The organism is Ascidiimonas aurantiaca, assembly GCF_037646345.1.
GTDB lineage: Bacteria > Bacteroidota > Bacteroidia > Flavobacteriales > Flavobacteriaceae > Ascidiimonas > Ascidiimonas aurantiaca.
Window position 1 is genome coordinate 1 of record NZ_JBBEWR010000006.1, and the last position, 25,003, is coordinate 25,003.

A 25,003-nucleotide genomic window follows, 5' to 3' on the forward strand; every position below is an offset into this window, starting at 1 on the left:
GTTTCCACGGGATATTTGAATCAGCCTGTATTGAGTTCGGAGAAGTTTGTGGCGGATCCTTTTAGTGAAGGTTCTCGTATGTATCGCACGGGCGATCTGGCACGCTGGTTGCCTGATGGGAGTATAGAGTTTTTAGGGAGGAAGGATGATCAGGTGAAGATACGTGGGTATCGAATAGAGTTGGGCGAGTTGGAGAGTGCATTGAGTGGTTACCCGGGTGTGAGTGGTGTGGTAGTGTTGGCCGAGGCCGGAGCGCAGGGTGATCTGGAACTGGTGGTATATTTAACGGGTGAAGAGGGGTTAGATTCGGTTTCGTTACAGGAGTACCTGCGGGATCGTGTACCGGGCTATGCGGTACCTTCACGCTATGTACAGATGGAGTCTTTCCCGTTAACCCCAAATGGCAAGATAGACAAGAAAGCGCTGGCTACCTCTGGAGGTGAAGGCTTACAAAGAGGTGCCGAGTATGTGGCGCCGGTTACTCCTGAAGAAGTGAAAATGGCAGAGATATGGCAGGACGTTCTAAAAATAGAACGCGTAGGGATTAAAGATAAGTTTTTTGATCTTGGCGGCGATTCTATAAGAATACTCAGAATGGTAAGTGAAGTGCGAAAGCAGATGGCTATAGAAATACCAGTAGCAGACGTATATACTTATGACACCGTAGAGACTCTGGTAAAGCATATGCATTCAGAGGGTGGAGACACCAGCCTGAAAGATAGCCTGGTAAAAGAAAAAGAGGCCGTACTGGAAAAAGAATTTGCCCAGCTTCGCAAATACGTATTGGAACAAATGCCTCCTCATGAACGGGAAAATGTCGAAGATATTTACCCTATGAGTGATATAGAAAAAGGAATGGTGTTTGAGACCATTGTTAATGAAGGGCAGCATTTGTATCACGATCAAATGGTCAACCAGCGTACATTTGAGAATTTTGATTTTGATATTTTTTCAAAAGCCGTACAGCTACTGGCAGCAAAACACGAAATACTGCGAACCGGTTTTAATGTACAGGATTATGAAACAGAGGTTCAGATAGTGTATAAAGAAGTAGAGATTCCGGTAACGTATCACGATCTTTCTGAAATAACATCTGTAAAAGAGAAAGAAGAGATCATCAGGGATTATCTGGCTTCCGAACTGAACAATCCGTTCAACCTGCAACAGGCACCTTTGTACCGTATGGCCGTTTTTCATGTTGGGAATGATCAAATGATCTTCGTTTCTCAGTGTCACCATGCAATTATAGACGGCTGGAGTGATTCATTACTGCTTACTGAGATCAATAATCTCTACCTAAGGTTGCTGGAAGATGCCGAATACGTTCCTGAAAAACTGAAATCCACCTACAGAGATTTTATTCTGCAACATGAACTGGATAAGCAGAATACCGATATCAAAGACTTTTGGAAAGAAGAACTGGAAGCTCATAAGCGCCTTGATATTTTTACAGAAGAACCAGATCATCAGTTCTTTTCCAGAGCCATCTCTGCAGAAAAACTCAATGAGTTCCGCACGTTTACTCAGAATCATGGTATAAGTGTTAAAGAAGTCTCCTTTGCCGCATATCTGTATATGCTGAGAATACTGAATTCAGACAATGAAGTGCTTGCCGGTTTAGTAACTAATACAAGGCCATCAAGTGAAGATGGTGATAAAATACTGGGTTGTTTCCTCAATACAGTGCCTTTTAGAGTAACTATAGAAAGTGCCCAAAGTAATTTAGATTTTGTAAAAGAGATACAGGAAAAACTCATTCGGCAAAAGCCAAACGAACGCCTCAGCCTTCTGGAAATAGCCGGCTTGCATACTCAGGGGCAATTCAAAGGAAATCCGTTCTTTGATACCTATTTTAACTATGTTGATTTTCATAGTTACCGGGAAATACAGGAACAGGACACCGGCCAAAATAGTTTTGAAGAGCAGGAGGTTATGGAATTAAGAGGTAGTAACAATACCAATACCTTTTTAGATTTTACCGTAAGCACCACAGGTGATTTTTATCAAATAGGTTTTGTATTGTTAAGAAAGCTAAAAACTGGTATGCAGGCAGAACAACTGGCCGATTTGTTTTACCGCGTTCTGGATTATTTAATAGCACGGCCCGATAGTTTGCTTAAAGACTATGATTTCCTCAGCGATGACGAAAGAGAAAAAGTATTATACACATTTAATGAGACCAGAGCCGCATATCCCGAAGAAGCTACACTGCCCGAGCTGTTCGAAAATCAGGTGGCACAGCAACCGGATGCCGTAGCCTTGATCTTTGAAGGCCGGTCATTCACCTTTAAAGAGCTCAATAAGAAGGCTAACCAACTGGCAGACTATCTGAAAAAAGAACATAAGGCAGGAAAAGGAAAATTTATAACCGTATGTCTTGAGCGTAGCGAATGGATGATTATCTCGCTGCTTGCCATTCAAAAACTCGGTGCCGTTTATGTACCCGTAGATCCTCAGTATCCTCAAGAGAGAATACAATACATACATGAGGACAGCAACAGCAAAGTGCTTTTAGATAGTACAGAAATTGATAACTTTAAAAAGCATTCAGATACATACCGTGATGAAAATTCTCCTTTGCAAATAACTTCATCCGATGTAGCATATGTAATTTATACATCCGGTTCTACAGGTAATCCCAAAGGATGTATACTTTCTCACAAAGGAGTGGTCAATAGACTGGAGTGGATGTGGAAACACTATAGATTTAGCAGTGAAGATGTAATACTTCAAAAAACCACTTACACGTTTGACGTATCGGTCTGGGAAATATTTATGCCTCTTTGCTGGGGTGCTCAAATGGTGCTTTGTACCCGTGACGATGTAGGAGCTCCTGAAAACATAGCAGCGCTTATTTCCAGACATAAAGTGACCTGTCTTCATTTTGTGCCCAGTATGCTAAATGTGTTTATAGGATCATTATTTGATACTACCGGTTTTACAGAAAAACTCAAGAGTCTTCGTCTGGTAATTACCAGCGGGGAGGCCTTGCCGGCAAATACTGTACAGCAGTGGTATGCACATCTGGACACCCCTATTCATAACCTTTACGGGCCAACAGAAGCGTCTATAGATGTTACCTATTACCAAACCGGGATTGAGGATACACAAATACCTATTGGGAAACCCATTTGGAATACCAGTATTTATATACTGGATAATGATCAAAACCCGGTACCCGTGGGCTGTTTGGGAGAAATATGTATAGGAGGTGACGGCCTGGCTTACGGATATCTGAACCGGGAGACACTTACTTCAGAGAAGTTTGTTGATAATCCATTTAAACCCGGTGAAAAAATGTATCGTACCGGTGATGTAGGAAAATGGCTTCCCGATGGCAATGTGCTGTATATAGGCCGTATGGATAACCAGATAAAACTTAGAGGTTTCCGTATAGAACTGGGTGAAATAGCACATGCCCTTACCAAAGTTACAGGTATTAATGAAGCTGTAGTAGTGGTAAAGCCCGATTCAGGAGAAGATCAGCAACTGGTAGCTTATATGGTAAGTGCTGAACAACAACCGGAGATATCTGAAGTTAGAACTAAACTGGCATCCATAGTACCCGAGTACATGATCCCTTCCCAATATGTATATCTTGACCAAATGCCGTTAACAGCCAATGGCAAGATTGACAGAAAAGCACTGCCGGAACCTGATAATTCAGGCAGTTCAATAGAGAATACCTATGTGAAGCCAGCCAATGAAACCGAAGAAAAACTGGTGGCTATATGGCAGGAACTGCTGCATAGAGAACCTATAGGAGCGACTGATAACTTTTTTGAACTGGGAGGGCACAGCCTCAAAGCTGTACAGCTTGCCAACAAAATACGTCGGGAATTTGAAGTGAATCTTCCGCTTAAAAACATATTTAGGACGCCTGTATTGGCCCATATGGCTTCGCTTATAGCAACGTCTTCCCGGTCTTTCTATAAAGAGATCCCGCAGGTACAATTGCAGCATGACTATCCGCTATCTTCCGCACAGCGAAGAATGTGGATGCTAAGTCAGTTTGAAGAAGGTAACAGAGCCTATAACATACCGGGTCTGTATCAGTTTGAAGGCAACTTAGATACCGAAGCCCTCTCTATGGCATTTGCAGTAGTTATAGAACGTCATGAAAGTTTGCGCACCATCTTCTTTACAGATAGTGAAGGCAATGTACGTCAAACTGTAAAGACCCCTGAAGATCTGGGCTTTAATATAGATGTAAAAGATCTCCGCTCTTTAGAAGACCCGAAAGAAGCTGCCACCCAACTGGCTTTTAGAGAAGTAACCGCATCATTTAATCTTGCGCAGGGGCCTCTTATCAGGGCAGGTCTGTTTAGATACAGTGATGAAAAATGGATGTTTATTTACGTGATGCATCACATCATTAGTGATGGCTGGTCCATAAGTGTTTTTGCAAAAGAATTGATGCAACTGTATCAGGCATTTGTACAAAACAGAAAAAATCCGTTACCGCCTTTACGCATCCATTATAAAGATTATGCAGTATGGCTCAAAGAAGAACTTGCCGATGAGGCCCTTACTTCTCATAAAGAATACTGGTTACAGCAGTTTGAAGGAGAACTCCCTGTAGTAGATATTCCCGGAGATTTTGTTCGTCCGCCGGTTAAGACCTATCATGGAGGGGCTGTTCAGAAAAGTTTAAATACTGACCTGACTTCCGGTTTTGAAAAGCTGTGCAGAGATAATGATGCCACTCTTTTCATGGGGCTTCTTTCAGTAGTAAACGTATTGATCTATAAATACACTTCGCAAACCGATATCATTATTGGAAGCCCTGTAGCAGGAAGAGAACATTCCGATCTGGAAAACCAGATAGGATTGTATGTGAATACCCTGGCACTTCGAAATACATTTAACAGCAGTGATCCGTTTACGAGTATTCTAAAAAATACCCGTGAAGTAGTATTGGGTGCTTTTGAACATCAGGTGTTCCCTTTCGATGAATTGGTAGATATGTTGCCGTTGCAACGGGATACCAGTCGTAATGCCTTATTTGATATTATGATGGTACTTCAGAACAATGAGCAGCCTGAAATATCCGGCACTTTCGAGAAACTAAAAGTGAGTCCGGTAGAGGGCGGTACAGATACCACCAGCAAGTTCGATTTACAATTTGATTTTGTAAAGATCGAAGGCATACTACATGCCCATCTAACATACAATAGTGACATCTATACAAAGAATACTGCAGAAAGGTTACTTACCCACCTGGAACAATTATTGCGATCTGTAGTGAGTTCACCAGAATCTGCTATTCATACACTTTCGCTGTTAAATGATGATGAGCGACATAAACTGGTAAACGAACTTACTATAACAGACACCGGCTACCTGCCTGAGAATACCCTAATGAGGCTTCTTGAGCAACAGGCGATAACCAGTGCAGATGCTACAGCCGTATTGTTTGAAGGTACCGCTTTATCCTATTCGCAGCTACATGAGGAAGCTAACCAACTGGCACATTTTCTTATAGACCGGTATGGAATTGGCCCGGGAGACCTGATTGCCGTAAAACTCGACAGAGATACACAGTTGCTTACAGCCCTACTGGCAGTACTGAAAACCGGTGCGGCCTATGTTCCGGTAGATACTTCTTATCCTGAAGATCGTGTTCGTCTTATTGAAGAGGACAGCAAGTGCCGGTTGTCTGTAGATAGTTCTTTCCTAAACAACTATCGTAAAGAAAAACAAGCCTTCGCCGTAACCCCTCCCGAAGTGGAGCATCGCCCTGAAGATATAGCGTATATTATCTATACTTCAGGATCTACGGGTACGCCCAAAGGCGTTATGATCACTCATAACAATGTGAGTTCTCTTATTAACTGGGCCGGGAAAGAATTTGAAGAAACACCTTTCCAAACCCTCTATGCAGCAACCTCACATAGCTTTGACCTTTCCGTTTTCGAGTTTTTCTATCCGTTAACCACCGGCAAACAGCTTAGAATATTACGCGATGCCATTGAGATACCCCATTATCTCAATAAAGAATCAGATGTATTGATAAACACAGTGCCTTCGGTAGTGAAAATGTTAGTTGAAAAAAGAGTGAACTGGCATAAGGTAAAAGCCCTTAATATGGCCGGAGAACATGTTCCCGTATCGTTACTTACCCAGTTACCGCTGGATACTATGGAAGTAAGGAATCTCTATGGGCCCTCGGAAGACACCACATATAGCAGTTGTTATCGAATAAATACACTGTTCAAAAAATCAGTTCCTATTGGTAAACCATTACCTAATACCCGGTTTTACGTATTGTCTGAAAGTGGCGAATTATTACCTTTTGGCGCTATAGGCGAATTAGGGATAAGTGGTGACGGTGTGGCAAAAGGCTACCTTAACCGGGAAGAGCTTACTGCCCGCAAATTTATTACCGCATCTTTTGGTAATAAAGAGCGTATGTATTTAACAGGTGATCTGGTACGCTGGTTACCGGATGGTAATATGGAAATCATAGGCAGAAAAGACGAGCAGGTAAAAGTTAGGGGGTACCGAATTGAGCCTGGTGAAATTGAAGCAAGCCTTAAAGAACAGAAAGTTGTAAATGAAGCAGTTGTAGTGACCGTTCCGGGTGTGCAGAATGAAATTCAGTTAGCAGCATATGTCACAGGAGAAACTGATCTTAAAATAGAAGGGTTACGCACCTATCTTACACAAAGGCTGCCTGCCTATATGATCCCGACTTTCATTATACAAATCCCTGAATTGCCACTTACCGCCAATGGAAAACTGGATAAAAGCAAGTTGCCTGCTCCAGAAACTTCAGTCACCAATACACAACCATATACTCCGCCCGCAACCGAAGCAGAGAAATTGTTAGTGCGTGTCTGGAAGGAACTGTTGCAAGTGAAAAAAGTAGGTATAGATGATAACTTTTTCCACATAGGCGGGCATAGTTTGAAAGCTGTAAAACTACAGACCCTGCTTAATAAAAATCACAACTTTAATATCAAATTACGCGATATTTACAATCACCCGACCATTAGGCAGATGGCTTCTCAAACCTTTTCAGATTCGCATTTGGTTACACTTAATGAAAACAGGTATGAAGCCCGTGCCAACGTATATTTTATACCTCCGGTTTTAGGAAACCCCATGCTTTATAGAAAGCTTTCAGAAACCCTGAGTGATACGTTTAACTGTTACGGTTTTCAGTATCGCGGACTGGAAGAAGGAGAGCAGTTTTTCAAATCAGTTGAAGAAGCTGCACAGGAGTTTAGCAAAGAGATCCTGGCCAGACAATCCGAAGGTGATTTTGCCATTGTTGGATACTCTATGGGAGCACCCATTGCCTTCGAGATGACTAAAATTCTTGAAAAACGGTTTAACTCAGTAAAATTAATACTGGTGGACAGGCCTGTGCAACAGTATTTTAACGATCTGAAGCAAAAATCTGTAAGCAAAAAAGAACTCAACTGGCTGGCAGAAAAGTTTGAAGCGTATTTCCAACCATCAGATAAAGAAAAGCTCAAAGCATTTTTAGCCAATAATATCTCCATAAGTACTAATTATATCCAAACCGGAAAAGTACAGGTAGATATATATGCACTGGAAGCATCAGACAACAAAATACCCAGCCGTATGGAAGCGTGGAAACCCTTTACCGAAGGGGCTTTTGACAAGCGCATGGTAAACGGGAGTCACTGGGAAGCGTTTAATGATCAGAATACATACGTATATCGTGAATTGCTTACTGCTATTTTTTCAGGCTCTTAAGTCTGCCTTTTTAATTCATTAAACAACAAATAAAGAAGTCTGTAAAAACAATGAAGAAAATTAATATAAACTTTTTGTTCCCTCTGCTGGCACTGGTTATTTTGATTTTTCTACTGTCCAGCCAAATGTTCAATATTTTTCCTTTAGGGCAAGTATTGAACCCGTTTAGCGGAGTGGTACACAATGGAGATATCTCAGAGCTTACCGAGCCGAAACAAGTGTTTAAAGAAATAGGTCTGGAAGATAGCGTTACCGTATTCTTAGACGATAGAAAGGTGCCGCATATCTATGCCCGTAATCTTAATGACCTGTATATGGCCCAAGGCTATGTAACGGCGAGCCTGCGATTATGGCAAATGGAATTTATGACCTACGCATCAGGAGGGCGCCTGGCAGAATTGTTTGAAGGAGAAAGAATACTCAATATGGATCGTGCCCAAAGGCGATTAGGTATTCTGGAAGCTGCCAAACGATCACTGGCCGTGATGGAGAAAGATCCGGAAACCATGGAAGCCTTACATGCATATACCAAAGGTGTAAATGCATTTATTAAGCGTTTGAGCTATAAAAATATGCCTTTGGAATACAAAATACTTGGATATGAACCGGAACCCTGGACCAATCTTAAAAGTGTTTTGATCCTGAAAGGCTTTGCCGATAAAATGACCGGTTACGGAGAAGATGTTTTTCAATCTAAAATGTTGTTGGCCCTGGGAGAAAAAGACTTCAATCTCTTGTTCCCAGATGTTAACCCGAAGGCCGTACCCGTCATGCCTGGTGATCTGTATGCAGGAGGAGATTCACTGCAAGCAGCTTTTAAAAAACCAGCGTATCTGGACTATGCCTTTTTAAAATCAGGAACCGTACAAAGTAAAGAGTATAACCCAAGACTGGGTAGTAACAGCTGGGCCGTATCCGGAGCGAAGACCACATCGGGAAACCCTATCCTGGCCTGTGACCCTCATCTTAACTTTAGCCTGCCCAACATCTGGCTCGAGATGCAATTATCTGCTCCTGGAATGAATGTGTATGGAGTTTCCATACCGGGTGCGCCTGCAATCATTATTGGTTTTAATGAAGACATTGCCTGGGGAGTTACCAATGGTGCCGATGATGTTAAGGACTGGTATAAACTCATCGTTTCAGAAGATTATAAACAATATATGATGGATGGGAAATGGTATCCTCTTGAGTCCAGAATAGAAACCATAAAACGAAAAGGAGGAAGCCCCGTAATAGATACAGTATATCACAGTGTACATGGCCCGCTGGTAGCAGATAAAAAGTTTCATGAAGTGCTGGGAGAAGAGGTAATTAATTATGCACTTAAATGGGAACTGCATACCCCTTCTAACGAATTCAGAACATTTATCAGGCTTAATAAAGCAAAAAACTATGCTGATTTTAAAGAGGCCATTGCCACGTATGTGTGTCCTTCACAAAATTTTACATATGCAGGAAAAGATCAAACCATAGCCATACACCACCAGGGTAAAATAGCTAAAAGAGAAAGAGGTCATGGAAGGTTTATACTGGATGGTACTTCCGAAAAATATATCGTGAAAGAATACATTCCATTTGATAGTCTTCCGCAAATAAAAAATCCCGATTCTCAATATGTGCTTTCCGCCAATCAGACTCCGGCTTTTTCAAATGGAAAATACAATTATAGCGGCTATTTTTCAGAAACGCGTGCTCGAAGGATTAATGAACTGTTAAACAATGAAAACCAATTTGACATCCTTAAAACCCAGCAAATTCAACTGGATGCTACCAATTTGTTCGCGACAGAAACACTAACCCACATGGTGGATATGATTATCAGGGATGAACTGGATGAAAAGGCTCTACAGTATTTGAATGCCATTGAAAAGTGGAAAGGTACATATACTTTGAATGATGAAATGGCACGATTGTTCGAATTATGGTGGGATGCTTTCCGATCCCTTACCTGGGATGAGCTCAAACAATATGACTTTTATTTAAGACCCCCGGATAATTACGTACTTGCCAATCTTTTAGAAAATCAGGCTCAACATCGTTTTTTTGATGTAATAGCTACCGAAGTAAAAGAAGATGCCTCTCAGCTACTTACCCGAGCATTTGTAAAAGCTACTGAGGTATATGAGGAGCTTGCTGAAGAAAATACACATACATGGGACGCTTTTAATCAGGTTTCACTTCCGCATTTAACAGGGATACCTTTTTTCGGAAGAAGTGGTATAGCGACTTCCGGACATCCTGACGCTATAAATGCCATGTCACCCAACTGGGGGCCGGTATGGCGAATGGTTGTAGAAATAGGAACCCCTCCCAAAGCCTATGGCATTCATGCCGGAGGACAGTCAGGTAAAATAGGAAGCCCTTACTATGATAACTTTCTGGATGACTGGCAAAAAGGAAAGTACTATGAACTTTTATTTTTCACCTCAGAGCAAGATGCAGAAAAGCGTACTTCCTCAAAATGGTCTCTTTCCAAATAAACTTAATAAGCATTTACATGAAAACAAATAGTTTACTGTTTCTTTTGGCCTGTTTACTTATAATCATCTCCGGATTATGGCATCAACTTCCCTGGTGGAGTTTTGTGGTACCTCTTTTTTTATTGGGGGCCCTAACCTCTTTTAACAGGTACAAAGCGGCCTTTTTCAGGATTGGGTTTTTAGCAGGGATGCTCGTATGGCTCTTGCTCACTTCGTGGTACAATTATATATATCTGGGAGATATTCTTAGTATAATAGGAACCTTTATTGGGATGCATAAAACCATCGTGATCCTTCTGTCTTCTCTTATGGGGGGATTGCTGAGTGGCCTGGCCATGTATGCCGGTGCTTCTTTGTTTCTTAAAAATGAAATCGATACAGTTGACGGCTAGAAAGTCGTCCAAAATCACCAAATACAATTCTTTTCAAAAACATATTTGTTATAACCCTTGTAAAAATTTAAAATTATGACAACGCAGGAAAATTATTATTTCAAACCCAACGTAATTATTGGCCCTCTTGTTGACCGATGGTATGCATGGACACACCTTATATCACCGGCCACCGGAGCAATGAACGTTGTAGAAAGGCACCTTAAGATCATGAACTCTTATATACAGTCGCCAACCATTCATGAGGCCGCCGTAAAGAACCCGAAAATGTTGGGAGGCCCCTTCATGGATTATCATCCCAGAAGAGTAGATGACATAAAAGCGCTTAAAGAAGAAATTCATGATAAACAAGCCAATGCCATTGCCTTTGCGACGGCAGTAAAAGAGTTGGATGCCATGCTCAAAAGTAAAGCAAAAGGTGCCTCGCTGGAACCTCTTTACGAAGAAGTACCCGAACTACTTAAAGGGTATGTAGAACTGGTTTACGATTTAAATAACAACCCTTCATACCGTTTCTTTGAATCATTATTGTATCACAGCGAATTTTATTCTAAAGATTCACAGAGTATCGCTTTATGGGAAACTAACAATGATGAAAGGCCGTTTTGCCTGAGTACCCCACAACTGGATGATAAAGAAGTGTTACATCTTGATATTCCTTTTGATCATGAAGGAATAGATGCCCTTAGTAAAATGAAAAGAACACCCGGTTCTATAGATGAGATAGCTACTTTACTGGGGGTAAAAGAAGAACAACGCGAATTATTTAATTCGTTCTTTACCACCAAAGAGCATCCTACATATAAAAAGTACAACGGAGAAAAAGCGAGAATGCGTTACTTTGGCCATGCCTGTATCCTTATAGAAACCAAAGACGTAAGTATTCTGGTCGATCCTCTTATTAGTTATTATGGATATGAATCTAGTGTAGAGCACTTTTCTGATATAGACCTCCCCGATGTAATTGATTATGTTTTGATAACCCATAATCACCAGGATCATATTGTTCTTGAAACCTTAATGCCTTTACGTCACAAGGTGAAAAACATTATTGTACCTACCACGACCAGTGGTGCTCTTCAGGACCCGAGCGTTAAACTGGCATTTGAAAATATAGGGTTTACCAATGTCATTGAGATCGATGAGATGCAGGAAATTAAATTTGAGAATTGTACCATCACCGGATTGCCTTTTACCGGTGAGCACAGTGACCTGAACATACGTGCAAAATCCTGTTTCCATATTGCCATTAACGAGTTGAGCTTTTTGTTTGTAGCAGACTCCAGAGTTATGGAGCCTAAGATCTACGAACATATTCAAAAAGTAAAAGGAAATGTAGATGTACTGTTCTTGGGGATGGAATGTGCCGGAGCGCCTTTAACCTGGCTTTATGGCCCGCTCTTAACAGAATCTATTTCCAGAGAGCATGATCAGTCCAGAAGGCTGGCCGGTTGTGACTGCAATAAAGGCATGTCACTGGTAGATATCTTTAAGCCTAAAGAAGCCTATGTATATGCTATGGGAATGGAACCCTGGCTTGAATTTATAAGTAGTATTAAATACACAGATGAATCTCCTGCCATCATAGAATCCAATCGTCTGCTGGACGAGTGTTCTAAAAGAGGAATCATTGCCGAAAGGCTTTATGGTGAAAAGGAACTTCTTTACGATTATGAAAAATCAAAAAAAGGGCAAGAAAAAGAATCTGCCGAAATAGCAGGTTAGGATATATAGTCACCAGAAGGGAACTACCTGGCTTTCCAGGTCGTTCCCTACCGTGATTGCATTTACTTTTTAACAGTTATAAATTTTAAATCATTGAAACAGTTCCTGAAAATAGTACTACCGCTCATGGGCAAAGGTGGGCTCCTGAAATACACCCTTCTGGGAATGCTTTCCGGCCTCTTTAGCTTTTTGTTTATCAATACAGTTACCAGAATGAACTCTTTGCTTATCAATGGTAATGCTACTGCGTACACAAAAGAATATACCGTACTTTTTGCCTTTATTATTTTATTCTTTATCTGGACCCGCAGAACACTGTCATTAGCCATTATTAAACTCTCTCAAAGATTGTTCTGGAAGCTTAGAAAGCAGATCATTGCGTTAGTACTCGAAGCAAATTATAAACAGCTGGAAGAGCGAAAAGATAAAATACATTCGGCCATAGTTAACGATGTTAATATTCTCACACAGGCCTCTCTCAGTATTATAGATTTCTTTACATCCGTTATCCTGGCTCTTTCCTGCCTGGTATATTTGGTAATGATCTCTAAAGTACTTTTTCTGGTTACATTGGGGATCGCATTCACAGGTATGATGATCTATCATTTCAGATCGAGAAAAGATATGGAGAATTTTCAGAATGCCAGAAATCTGGAAGATGATTTCATTACGCATTTTAACTCTATCCTGGACGGATTTAAGGAGATCTTCATGGATCCCAGAAAAGGACAGGCAATCTTTAATCATAAGATAAAAAACATTGCCAATGAAGCCTATACCAATAATACATCGGCCTATACCGGTTTTCTGAACAGCCAGATTACAGGACAGGTATTGTTTTACGTGCTTATTTCCAGTATCCTGCTGTTTTTTAGTGTAATGTTGGGTATCGAAACCTCAGATACAGTTAATTATGTATTTACTTTATTATATTTGCTGGGAGCTATTGAAACCATTATGGTCGTGCTACCTGCATTGGCAAGGGCCAGAGTATCTTCAGGCCATGTGTTTCGATTAAAAACAGAACTTGAAGAAGCCAACTTTAGTAATCCGTTGGCAAAAACGTATCTTTCCAAGAACACATTTAACCATATACAGATACGTGATCTGGAATTTAAATATAAAGAAGCCAAAAACGGGTTTGGTATAGGCCCCATAGATCTTACGGTACCCAAGGGAGAGATCGTATTTATTTATGGGGGTAACGGGAGTGGAAAAACAACTTTTATACAGGCATTACTGGGCCTTCTTGTTCCGGATGAAGGTCAGATTTACCTCAATGACGAACTCGTGACTAATGACAGTTACTCTGATTATAAAGCTATCTTCTCTGTAGTTTTTAGCGATTACTATTTGTTTGACAATCTACTGGCAGTAAATACGGTAGATATTAAAAAATGGGATCATTATCTCAAGCTGTTTGAAATGGAAGATAAAGTGAGCCTGGAAGGGCGTTCTTTTTCTACTACGAGCCTTTCCATGGGACAACGCAAAAGACTGGCATTAATAGCGGCTTTAATGGAAAACAAACCGGTATTGGTTATTGATGAATGGGCGGCAGATCAGGATCCCTACTTCCGTAAAAAATTCTATACCCATATACTGCCCGAACTTAAAGAAGAAGGCCTTACAATTCTTGCAGTAACGCATGATGATAAGTACTACCATTGCGCAGATGCCTTGTATAAAATGGAAGAGGGAATGCTCGTTCAGGAAAATATAGCCCAATACAAGCTCAACTACATTCAGGAAGGCTCATAAGAGCTGATGAGAATTTGCCAAATTTTAAAACTTAAAAAACGAATCAGTGAAAAAGCCAAAATTGTTTTTATTACATTTTGCAGGAGGAAACCGATATTCTTTTGACTTCTTAGTACCTTACCTCACTAATTTTGAGGTAATAAGCTTAGAATTACCCGGAAGAGGTAAGCGAATACGAGAAGACCTTATTACAGAATTTGATATTGCTGCCGCAGATATTTATAAACAGATAACACAGCGTCTGGATCATGAATCTTATATGCTGTTTGGCCATAGTATGGGCGCCTATATGGCATTTAAAGTATGCAGTATGTTAGAAAAAGAAGGAATACCTCCTTCCTGCCTGTTTGTAAGCGGTAACGCAGGTCCGGGAATATATGCGGATAGGAAACGCTATCTGTATGACCGTGAAAAATTCATAGAAGTACTTAAAGATCTGGGCGGCCTCCCCCAGGAAGTACTTGAAAATGATGAGCTCCTAGATTTTGTTATTCCGGTTTTAAGAGCAGATTTTGAGCTGGCCGAAAGAAACAACCTGAACGAGTACCCTCCCGTAAACACACCTGTTTTTGCTATGATGGGAGATCAGGAAGAAAAATCAGGAGCAATCAATAACTGGAAAAGGTTTACAACAGCCAATTTCCAATCAGAGATTTTACCAGGCGGGCATTTCTTTCTAAATGATGCCCCTCAAAAAGTAGCACAACTTATAGAGGATCAATTCAAGAAAATAGCTCTTTTTCAGCAAACCTGAAAAACAGCAATCCTTCCGTTTTCCTATTCAGGTATAGCCATACTGTAGTACCAAAAATGAGTATGTGGTTAGCACATGAAAATATGAAGACATAACATATTTTAAGATGTGTAACGCAAACCCTTTTCCCAAAAAACCTTCTTTTTAACAGTACTCAATAGTTATAAAAAGCTACTTTTTTATAAGAAAAGTAGGTAATGTATTTTTTCGTACGATTTTTTTCGTACCTTTGGAATATGAAATCAAAGAGAACAAAATCAAAATCCGGTTTTACAGAACCCACCAATGCAGAGTTAGAGATACTGCAGGTACTTTGGAAATACGGGCCCTCTACTGTTCGTTTTGTAAATGAAAAACTCAATGAGCATAAGCCTGTTAAATATACCTCTACTCTAAAACAGATGCAAATTATGGCAGATAAGAGTATTTTGGATAGGGATGTAAGTAAAATGACTCATATTTATCATATATTAGAGGAGGAAGAAAAAACCAAGAGTTTTTTACTCAACAGATTTGTAGATAGAATTTATAGCGGTTCTGCAGGCAAACTTATTATGCAGTTGTTGGGTGATGACAAAGCTTCTAAAGAAGATATTGAGAAAATTAAGAAAATGCTGGACGAAATGGAGTCTGACCAGTAAGAATAAAACAGAAAATACAGATCATGGAACCTGAAGTGATAGTAATGACATTTTTAAACTCCTTATGGATAGGAGGAGTCATGTTTCTTGCAGTGTATTTGCTTATGGCCCTTATGCCCAGAAATAATGCAGCGCTTCGTTATAATGTGCTTGTGGGTGGTATGTTGGCATTTGTAATAGCAATAGGGTATGTATTTGTAGAAGCTTTTTTGGGTACTAATACAAAAAGTTATATGATTTCTTTGCCCGAATGGAGCCATATTACAGAGATATATCTGGCCGGGCAACCGGAACATAACTTAGAAACAGGAAAAGCATACATAGGTTTTATAAACCAATTCTTTTCTTTATTAATGAACCATTCGCAAACCATTATGCTGCTATGGGTAGGCATTGTTCTCTACAAAGGGACAATAATGGCTCTGGGTCTGAAAAAAATGCAGGGATTAAAGACCAAAAATATTTTACCAGCCGGTGTTTATTGGGAAAACCGTATTAAAGAACTGGCCATTGTGCTACGTATTAAAGAAAATGTAAGTATCGTTCAGTCTGCTATGGTAAAAGCTCCCGTGGTATTTGGATATTTTAAACCTGTTATTCTGGTGCCCTTAGGCTTATTAACCCAGATGCCTGCAGAACAGGTAGAATCGGTTATACTCCATGAACTAGCACACATAAAAAGAAAAGATTACCTGATAAACATATTACAAAGCATATTGGAAATAGTATTCTTCTTCAATCCGGCAGTACTATGGATATCCGGTTTGATAAGAACAGAAAGAGAAAACTGCTGTGATGATCTGGTAGTCAAAAAAATAGAAAACCGGGTAGATTATATCAAAGCATTAATTTCATGTGTAGAAGCAAATCAGGCTAAACCTTCGTATGCCATGCGTCTTTCCGGTAATGACGGCCACCTTTTAAAGCGTGTTAACCGAATGCTTAATAAAAAAGAAAGAAAGCATAATAGTTTTGAAAAAGGTATTTTGTCCATTCTGTTAGCCATTGTCATGTTAACCAGTCTGGCATTTACAAAAAGTACACCAGTAGCATCAAAAAACGATTTAGCCTCAACCCCTACCAATGTTCAGGATAAGCAGGAAAACGGTTTTGAAGAAGAACCCGAACGAACTTACCTGCTTACGGGTCTTACAGCAGAATATCTGGATGAGCAGCAGAGTGAAGATATAGAGAGTATATTGAGCAGTATGATATTGGACATGAAGAATGAAGGACTTTTAGTATCTGAAAATGCATTATCATTTATGTTGAATAAAGAACAATTTATTATAAATGGCGAAAAAATTGCTTCTCATATTCAAGTGCGATATGAAGCAAAATATTTAAAACGTTCTGATTGGACGTTATGTTATAATTATCTTTTAAAACACTAACAACTACAAAGTTTTATAACCTTTTAAAACAATAATTTATGGGCACAAAGAAAATACTGGCCTTATTGGCTATAGGGATATCTATGTCATCTTATCAGGTGCATTCTCAATCTGCCGAACCCCCTACCAAGGCAGATATAGAGAAAATGAAAAAGAAAGAGATCACTTTCACAGGTATTACGGGTACTGATGCCGGAGATCTGGATGTAAGCCACGGAAATGATCTTATTAAAAAGATCAATGAAAAAATAAAAAAAGATCAACTAACCAATGGAGAAAAAGTGGTGAATTACAGGCTGGACACTAATGCGTTTATTGTGAATAATCAAAAGCAATTACCGGAAATTCATCAAAAATATAAAAGGGAATTTCTGCAAAAGAAAAGTTGGATCATTAGTTATAACTATAAACTAGATACTAAAACAGTAACACCTAAATAAGTAACTAAAAAAGAGCGGTCGTTTAAAAGCAGTCACCTAAAAAAACAACTCTTTATTGTTTATAAAGGCTATACGCCTGTTAAAGTTTTTAATTCAGGAAATTCTTTATGAGATCATATAAAACTACGGCATTTTTGGTCGTAATGGCTTTTTTTTGCTTTTTTCCAGTCTACTCACAAACACCCGGAGGTGAAATTTCCGGGTTTGTGGTAGACGCAAAAACGAAGGAACCAGTAGTTTTTGCAACTATCGTATTAAAAAATGCAAAAGACTCTGTACTGGTAAAAACAGAATTAACCGAGGAAGACGGAACGTTTATATTTAACAACTTAAAAAACAATACCTATTTCATCACCATTATTATGGATGGGTACTCAGAGCTTGATACAGGACAGATTGCCATAAGTGAAAGTAATCTAAAAGAAGAGTTACCAGAAATAAAGCTTATTCCGGCTTTTCAGGAACAAGCATTAGATGAAGTAGTGGTCACTTTTAAAAAATCTTTTGTAGAGCGTAAAATAGATCGAACCGTTCTCAATGTAGATGCATTGATCTCCAATACAGGAACAACCGCTTTTGAGCTTTTAGGAAAATCACCCGGAGTAAATGTTACCCCCGAAGGTGTGATAAGTCTAAGAGGGAAAGCCGGAGTAGTGGTTTTTGTAAATGACAAACCCACCTTCCTGTCTGGTAACGATCTGGAAAATTACCTCAATGCCATTCCTTCTTCTGCTATAGACAAAATTGAAATAATGACCAATCCACCTGCTAAATATGATGCGGCAGGTAATGCAGGTGTTATTAATATTATCATGAAGAAGAACCGTGCCGATGGCTTTAACGGGAACCTTACACAAAGTGTTACCAGATCTGTATTTACCAAAACCAACACAGGGCTTAACTTTAATTATCGCAAAGGTAAATTCAATTTTTTTGGAAATTTAAGTGGTGGATATCGTAAACGTTTCCAAGACCTGGATATTAACCGTAGAACTCTGGATGAAAACAATGAAATATTGGCTTTTAATAACCAAAATACCTATTCAGAAGGTAGCGGCCGCGTTATTAACTTTAAAACCGGACTAGATTTTTATGCCACCGAAAAACAAACATGGGGATTAGTTTTTAACGGATTGGACTGGGACGGAGAAAATGTTGATGATTCGGAAACCGATCTGTTAAATGCATCCCGAGAAGTAGATTCACTCGTATTGGCAAGAAACATAACCCAAACGCAATTCAGGAACTTTGGCGTAAATCTTTACTATCAATATAAAATTAACGAAGGAGAAAACCTTTCGTTTGATCTGGATTATTTGCGTTATACCAATGACGATACCCAGGATTTTAGAAACCGCGTGATTAATCCCTCAGACAATACTACCAGTGAGGATTTTCTGGATGGTGACCTTCCTTCCAGTATTAATATTTATTCTGCAAAAGCAGATTACTCAAAAGATCTTGGCGAATCCTGGAAACTGGCGACCGGAGTTAAAACCAGCTTTATTGATACCGATAACATAGCCGATTATATTGAGACCATTAATAATGTATCACGCCCCGACTTCGAAAAAAGTAATCAGTTTCTCTATGAAGAAATGATAAATGCCGTGTATGTAAACACAAACTATGAAGGCAAACGATTGTCTGTTCAAGCAGGCCTTAGATTTGAAAATACTATTTCAGACGGGAATCAGTTAGGAAATGAAGTGATTCCGCAAAGAGATTTTAACCGCGATTATACCAGCCTTTTTCCAACCCTGTATGTGTCTTACAAACTTGATTCTTTGGCAGATAATACTATAGGGATTAATTACGGAAAACGAATAAATCGCCCAAATTTCAGAGATCTCAACCCCATTATTTTTCCTTTAAACCGATTTACTTTTTATGAAGGAAACCCTTTTTTAAGGCCTTCATTTACCCATAGTGTAGAGTTGTTTTATAATTATAAAAACCTGTTGACCCTTACCCTTAGTTACAGCAATACTTCAGATGAGGTAAACGAAACTATAGAGATTGTAGATGAGATCTATTTCAGCAGACCCGGGAACATAGGGAAGGCCGAAGTCTGGAACTTCACAGTAAACACCAATATAGATATATTTGAATGGCTCACCTTCACCAACTACTTTGCCATTACCCATAAAAGATCGAGGGCAGAACTTTTTATGAGAGATCTGGATGTAAGCGGTACCTTTTTGAGTTTTGATCCCGTATTACAACTCAAATTTGGTAATGACTGGAGTGGAGAGATCAGCGGAAGTTATATAGGAAAAGTATATGATGCACAGTTAATTACAGATCCTTTCGGTTTTGTGAATCTGGGTATTCAAAAAAAGCTATCCAATAACAGCACCTTAAAGCTGGCTGCCAATGATATATTTGAAACCATTGTCAATAGCGGGCAAATATTAAATCTTGACCAGACCAGTGCTAACTTTCGTAATGTGTACGATTCACGACAGGTAACACTTACCTTCACTTATAACTTTGGAAAAATGGCTTCAAATCTCAGGAAACGTGAGCAAACCGGGGCAGAAAGTGAAAAACGGAGAGCAGGAAATTAAGAAAACCCATTTATTAAATAATACTAAACACAGATGGGGTTAATGAGGGGTATTAAAAAGTCTGTGATGTATTATAAACGGGTTTTGGTTTGCAGGTTTTGATCTCCTTGCAAACACGGAAAAACCGGCCTTGAGCCGGTTTTTCTTTTTAATGAAAATAAACCCAGGGCCCATAGAAAGCTTCGGGAAGAAGGTTTATGGGAGGAGGTAAACATATTCTATAAGAATTTCTGACTGAGCAGAATCATAAAAAAGCTTTCCGTTTTAGTTTAAGTAACAGGTTTTTAATAATTTTACAGAGTATGATCCGTATTATCTCCATATGGTTATGTCTTACCTTACTCTTCCAAAGTGGAAATTTTGGACTGTATGATGTATTGCGTATGGGAGAATTAATAGAACATGCCAGGTTTCATTCTCATCAATACGGAGACAGTTTTTTTACTTTTCTCTCTAAACACTATGGTTCCTTAAAAAAGGACCATGAACAACACCATAAGGAAGAGCAAAAGGATCATGAAAGACTTCCTTTCAATCATTCTTTCTCTGCACATGCCATTACCTTTTTCGTGGTAAACCGCCACGAGATCCCTCTAAAAAAGCTGGAACCGCTTACAGACACAGATGTTAACTTCTTTTACGGGGATCATTACTCCTTCATGAACTGGTCTAAAGTATTTCAACCTCCAAAACACGCATAATTTTAAGAAGTATTGAGGCCGCTCTGTTATTTTTGACCGCGCGGTAGTATTCCATTTTATATTCTTAAAACATGCTTTCAAAAATTATAAAGTTTAGCCTTTACAACAAAGGGACTGTTGTATTTTTTACATCGTGCATAGTTATTTTCGGTTTGTATTCGCTCACCCAAATACCTATTGGGGCCGTTCCGGATATAACAAATAATCAGGTACAGGTTATTACCACTTCCCGTAACCTTTCCACTCAGGACATAGAGCAGTTTATTACCTATCCGGTAGAACTGGAAATGGCCAACTTACCCGGAGTAACTGAAATACGCTCTGTGTCAAAATTTGGACTGTCAGTAGTTACCATTGTTTTTGACGATAGCATGGGCACTTATTTGCCCAGGCAGCTCATTGCTGAAAAAATAAGATCAGCTTCAGAAAAGATCCCCAGGGATTTTGGTACTCCCGAAATGGGCCCGATTACTACAGGATTGGGAGAGATATACCAGTACATTCTGGATGTCAAACCGGGGTATGAATCAAGATATACTGCCACCGATCTACGCACGATACAGGATTGGATCATTAAACGCCAGCTTTCCGGTATTCCAGGGGTAGTTGAAGTGAATAGTTGGGGAGGATATCTCAAACAGTATGAAGTAGCTGTGAACACCACCAAACTTAATGCCATGAATATTACTATGGCAGAGATATTCACCGCACTCGAGCAAAATAATAGTGTTGCCGGAGGAGGTTATATTGAAAAAGTAAATCAGGCCTATTTTATAAGAGGAGAGGGACTTGTAAGCACACTTGCAGATATTGAAAATACCGTTGTTGTAAACAGAAAGGGTGTCCCAATATTTATTAAGGATATTGGGAAGGTAGGCTTTGGGAAGGCTACCCGATTTGGGGCTGTAACAGCCAATGGCGAAGGAGAAAAAGTGTTGGGCCAGGTAATGATGCTTAAAAACTCAAACTCTAAGAAAGTGATCGATGCCGTAAAGGAAAGAGTAGCTTCTGTTTCCGGATCACTTCCTGAAGGTGTATATATCAATGCATTTCTTGATCGAAGTAAACTCATAGAGAAAACCACCTTTACCGTTGCAGAGAATCTCATTTTAGGATGCCTGATCGTCATTTTTGTAGTAGTACTTATTCTTGGAAATATGCGTTCGGGCCTCGTAGTGGCTTCAGTAATACCTATCAGTCTTCTCTTTGCCCTATCGCTAATGTATCTTTTTGATATTGATGCCAACCTCATGAGTCTGGGCGCCATAGACTTTGGCATTATTATAGATGGTGCCGTGATAATTGTAGAGTTTGTGGCTTTTCGTATTACTTCACAAAAAGATGAGTTAACTACCTCCAATCACACACAAAGGCAGGAAAAAACAAATGAACTGGTTTACCGGAGTGCCTCCGAAATGATGAACTCGGCAGTATTCGGGCAGCTTATTATACTCATCGTCTTTATACCCATATTATCATTAAGTGGTGTAGAAGGAAAAATGTTTACCCCTATGGCACTCACATTTAGTTTTGCACTCATAGGAGCCATGTTACTTTGTTTTACCTATGTGCCCGTAGTGGCAGCTCTTTTTATAAAACCTTCGGCACCATCCTCAAAAAATATATCTGTCCGTTTTATGAACTGGCTCCAGAAAAAATATGAACCTGTAATTTCATGGGCCCTTTACCATAAAAAAATAGTATTGGCCCTGGCTTTGGTTTTTATAGGGGCGGCCTTTTTTCTTTTTAGCAGGATGGGAGCAGAATTTGTACCTACGTTAGATGAGGGTGATTTTGTTATACAACCGGTACTTAAAACCGGAACATCACTGAGTAAAACCATTGAAACTACTACCCAAATCGAAAAAATACTCCTCAAATTTCCCGAAGTGGAACAGGTGGTAACCCGCATAGGGGCTGCAGAAATACCTACCGATCCCATGTCTATGGAGGAAAGTGATGTTATTATAACGCTTAAACCGGGAAATACATGGGTATCCGCATCTTCAAAAGATGAACTGGCCGACCGTTTTAAAGAAGCCCTGTCAGTATTACCGGGTATCGATCTTGAGTTTACCCAACCTATAGAAATGCGTTTTAACGAATTGATAACCGGAGTAAGGGCCGATATTGCCATTAAAATTTTTGGTGACGACCTGGAAGTTCTGCAGAAAAAAGCCAATGAAGTTAAAGAGTATATAAAAGACATAGAAGGCGCAGCCGATGTGGTAGTTGAAAAAATAGCCGGGCTGCCACAAATGAAAGTAACGTATGATCGTGCCAGACTTGCCCGGTACGGTTTGCACATTGCCGAGGTTAACCGGCTAGTATCTATGGGGTTTGGCGGTTATGTAACAGGCAGTGTTTTTGAAGGTGAAAAACGTTTTGATCTGGTTATTCGTCTTGATGAACAGCATAGGGAAAGCATAACAAATCTTAAAAACATGTATGTAGATATTCCTTCCGGAGGTAAGGTGCCTTTAAAAGAACTGGCCCGTATCTCGTATGAAAAAGGAGCCGCTAAAATATCCAGAGATGATACCAAACGCCGAATAGTAGTAGGAATCAATGTGCGTAATCGCGATTTACAATCAGTAGTAGATGATATTCGGCAGCGTCTGGAAAAACAGCTACAACTTCCTGTGGGGTACAGCATTACGTATGGAGGACAGTTTGAAAACCTTAAAAGCGCCAGGAACCGCCTTAAGATAGCAGTACCTGTAGCGCTTATTCTCATTTTCGTCTTGTTGTATTTTGCTTTTAAATCGATAAGAGAGGCACTTATAGTGTTCTCAGCGATCCCGCTGGCAGCATTTGGCGGGGTATTATTACTCTGGCTTCGGGGTATGCCTTTCAGCATTTCGGCAGGAGTGGGATTTATTGCTCTGTTCGGAATTGCCGTTTTAAATGGAATAGTACTTATAGAACATTTTAAAGAATTAAAAAGCAAAGGGATGAAAACAAAAGAAGAATACATCCTTACGGGAGCTAAAAACCGATTGCGTGCTGTATTGCTAACAGCTACCGCTGCTGCTCTCGGGTTTCTGCCTATGGCGGTATCTACCAGTGCAGGGGCAGAAGTACAAAGGCCATTGGCTACAGTGGTTATCGGGGGGCTGGTAACTGCTACACTTCTTACCCTTATTGTATTGCCCGTACTCTATGCACTTTTCGGTTCAAACGGGGAAAAACCCCAAAAAACCCCAAAAAATACATCAGTACCCAAAAACAGCCTTACCATACTGGCCGTATTGTTTTTATCAGGTATATATGCTCAGGAAACTCCGGCACTGCATTGTGAACAGCTAAAAGAAATGGCCATGGAAAGCAATGCAGCATTAAAGGCTTCTTCTCTTAGAGTAGAAGAAACCAATGCCATGATAGGCACTGCTTTTAGTTTTGATAAAACAGAGGTATATTACGGTTATGACGAAAACAACCTGGCCATTAATGAAAAGCCCATTTACGTAGTTGGAGTACAGCAGAGCTTTCTTTTTCCAACCGTATATTTTGCGGGAAAAAAGGTGAATGAACTGGAACATGAAATGGAAAAAAGCAGTTACATATTGAAAAAACTGGCAGTTGAACGTGAGGTAGAATCTGCGTATTATCAACTTCAGTACGAAATGCAGAAAAAAGAGGTGTATCAGTATCTGGATAGCCTTTATGCAAAATTTGCCTATGCTGCCCAACGAAAATTTGAATTAGGGGAAACCAATTACCTGGAAAAGATAACGGCAAAAGCCAAACGCAAACAGTTGCAAACGCAATATCGACAGGCAGAACAAGACATTGCCCAGGCCTATGCACGTATTCAAAAAGTAGTACAGCATGATGATACTCTTGTGATTGTGAAGCAACCTCCCGGTAAATTAAGTCTTTGGTCCAAAACAATAGCAGATCATGAAGGGATTACTTATTACAAAAACAAAAAATCACTTTATCAGGCAAAAAACAGGTATGAAAAGCAATCTTTGTTACCTGATATCACCTTGAACTATTTCACCGGATCTAATGCCACTCTTAATGATCAATTGTACGGTTATCAAATAGGCCTTAAGATCCCTTTGCTTTTCGGAGGGAATACTTCCAAAATAAAAGCTTCGCGAATTGCCGCCCAGATGGTAACCGAAGAAGCAAAAGAATATACATTCATGCTCGAAGCAAGATATAAAAAGCTGAATGCCCAACTGACTAAACACAATGAAGCCCTTTTGTACTATGAAAATGAAGGTGAAGAATTGTCACAAGAACTTCTCAAAACAGCCTCCAGGAGCTATCAAAGCGGAGAGATCGATTTTTTTCAGTACATAAACAGTCTGGAGAATGCTTATACCATAACGCTTTCTTATCTGGAGAGCCTTCATGCATACAACCAGACCGTAATCACCATTAATTATCTAACCTTGTAAAA

The 25,003-nt window shown here is 39.7% G+C and carries 12 protein-coding genes; all 12 read left to right on the forward strand.

The genetic code is table 11. The features are described from left to right. The coding region (locus WAO84_RS07635) for an amino acid adenylation domain-containing protein (RefSeq protein ID WP_340064879.1) at positions 1-7,728 on the forward strand (7,728 nt) is incomplete at its 5' end. A 50-nt stretch (positions 7,729-7,778) separates the two neighbouring features. After that, positions 7,779-10,211: a penicillin acylase family protein gene (locus tag WAO84_RS07640; protein ID WP_340064880.1), complete on the forward strand. Its 2,433-nt coding sequence runs from the start codon at positions 7,779-7,781 to the stop codon at positions 10,209-10,211. Between the two features lie 17 nt (positions 10,212-10,228). After that, the gene (locus WAO84_RS07645; protein WP_340064881.1) at positions 10,229-10,603 is read left to right on the forward strand and encodes a hypothetical protein; all 375 of its coding nucleotides are present in this window, start codon (positions 10,229-10,231) and stop codon (positions 10,601-10,603) included. A gap of 75 nt (positions 10,604-10,678) precedes the next feature. Beyond that, positions 10,679-12,328: an MBL fold metallo-hydrolase gene (locus tag WAO84_RS07650; protein WP_340064883.1), complete on the forward strand. Its 1,650-nt coding sequence runs from the start codon at positions 10,679-10,681 to the stop codon at positions 12,326-12,328. A 93-nt stretch (positions 12,329-12,421) separates the two neighbouring features. Beyond that, the gene (locus tag WAO84_RS07655; protein ID WP_340064885.1) at positions 12,422-14,089 is read left to right on the forward strand and encodes a cyclic peptide export ABC transporter; all 1,668 of its coding nucleotides are present in this window, start codon (positions 12,422-12,424) and stop codon (positions 14,087-14,089) included. Between the two features lie 46 nt (positions 14,090-14,135). Then, entirely contained in the window at positions 14,136-14,843 is a 708-nt protein-coding gene (locus WAO84_RS07660) for a thioesterase II family protein (protein WP_340064887.1), read from the forward strand. Between the two features lie 236 nt (positions 14,844-15,079). Beyond that, positions 15,080-15,484 carry a BlaI/MecI/CopY family transcriptional regulator gene (locus WAO84_RS07665; RefSeq protein ID WP_340064889.1) on the forward strand — a complete coding sequence of 135 codons (405 nt, stop codon included), beginning with the start codon at positions 15,080-15,082 and terminating at the stop codon, positions 15,482-15,484. A gap of 23 nt (positions 15,485-15,507) precedes the next feature. Next, complete coding sequence (locus tag WAO84_RS07670; protein WP_340064891.1) at positions 15,508-16,878, forward strand: M56 family metallopeptidase; 1,371 nt, start codon at positions 15,508-15,510, stop codon at positions 16,876-16,878. A gap of 38 nt (positions 16,879-16,916) precedes the next feature. Then, entirely contained in the window at positions 16,917-17,318 is a 402-nt protein-coding gene (locus WAO84_RS07675) for a hypothetical protein (protein ID WP_340064893.1), read from the forward strand. Positions 17,319-17,425: 107 nt separating this feature from the next. After that, complete coding sequence (locus tag WAO84_RS07680; RefSeq protein ID WP_340064894.1) at positions 17,426-19,888, forward strand: TonB-dependent receptor; 2,463 nt, start codon at positions 17,426-17,428, stop codon at positions 19,886-19,888. 302 nt (positions 19,889-20,190) lie between these two features. Continuing rightward, a complete protein-coding gene (locus WAO84_RS07685) occupies positions 20,191-20,589 on the forward strand; it encodes a hypothetical protein (protein WP_340064896.1) in 399 nt (132 codons plus the stop codon). A 71-nt stretch (positions 20,590-20,660) separates the two neighbouring features. Further along, positions 20,661-25,001, forward strand: a complete 4,341-nt coding sequence (locus WAO84_RS07690) for a CusA/CzcA family heavy metal efflux RND transporter (protein WP_340064897.1) — start codon at positions 20,661-20,663, stop codon at positions 24,999-25,001. The last annotated feature ends 2 nt before the right edge of the window (positions 25,002-25,003 follow it).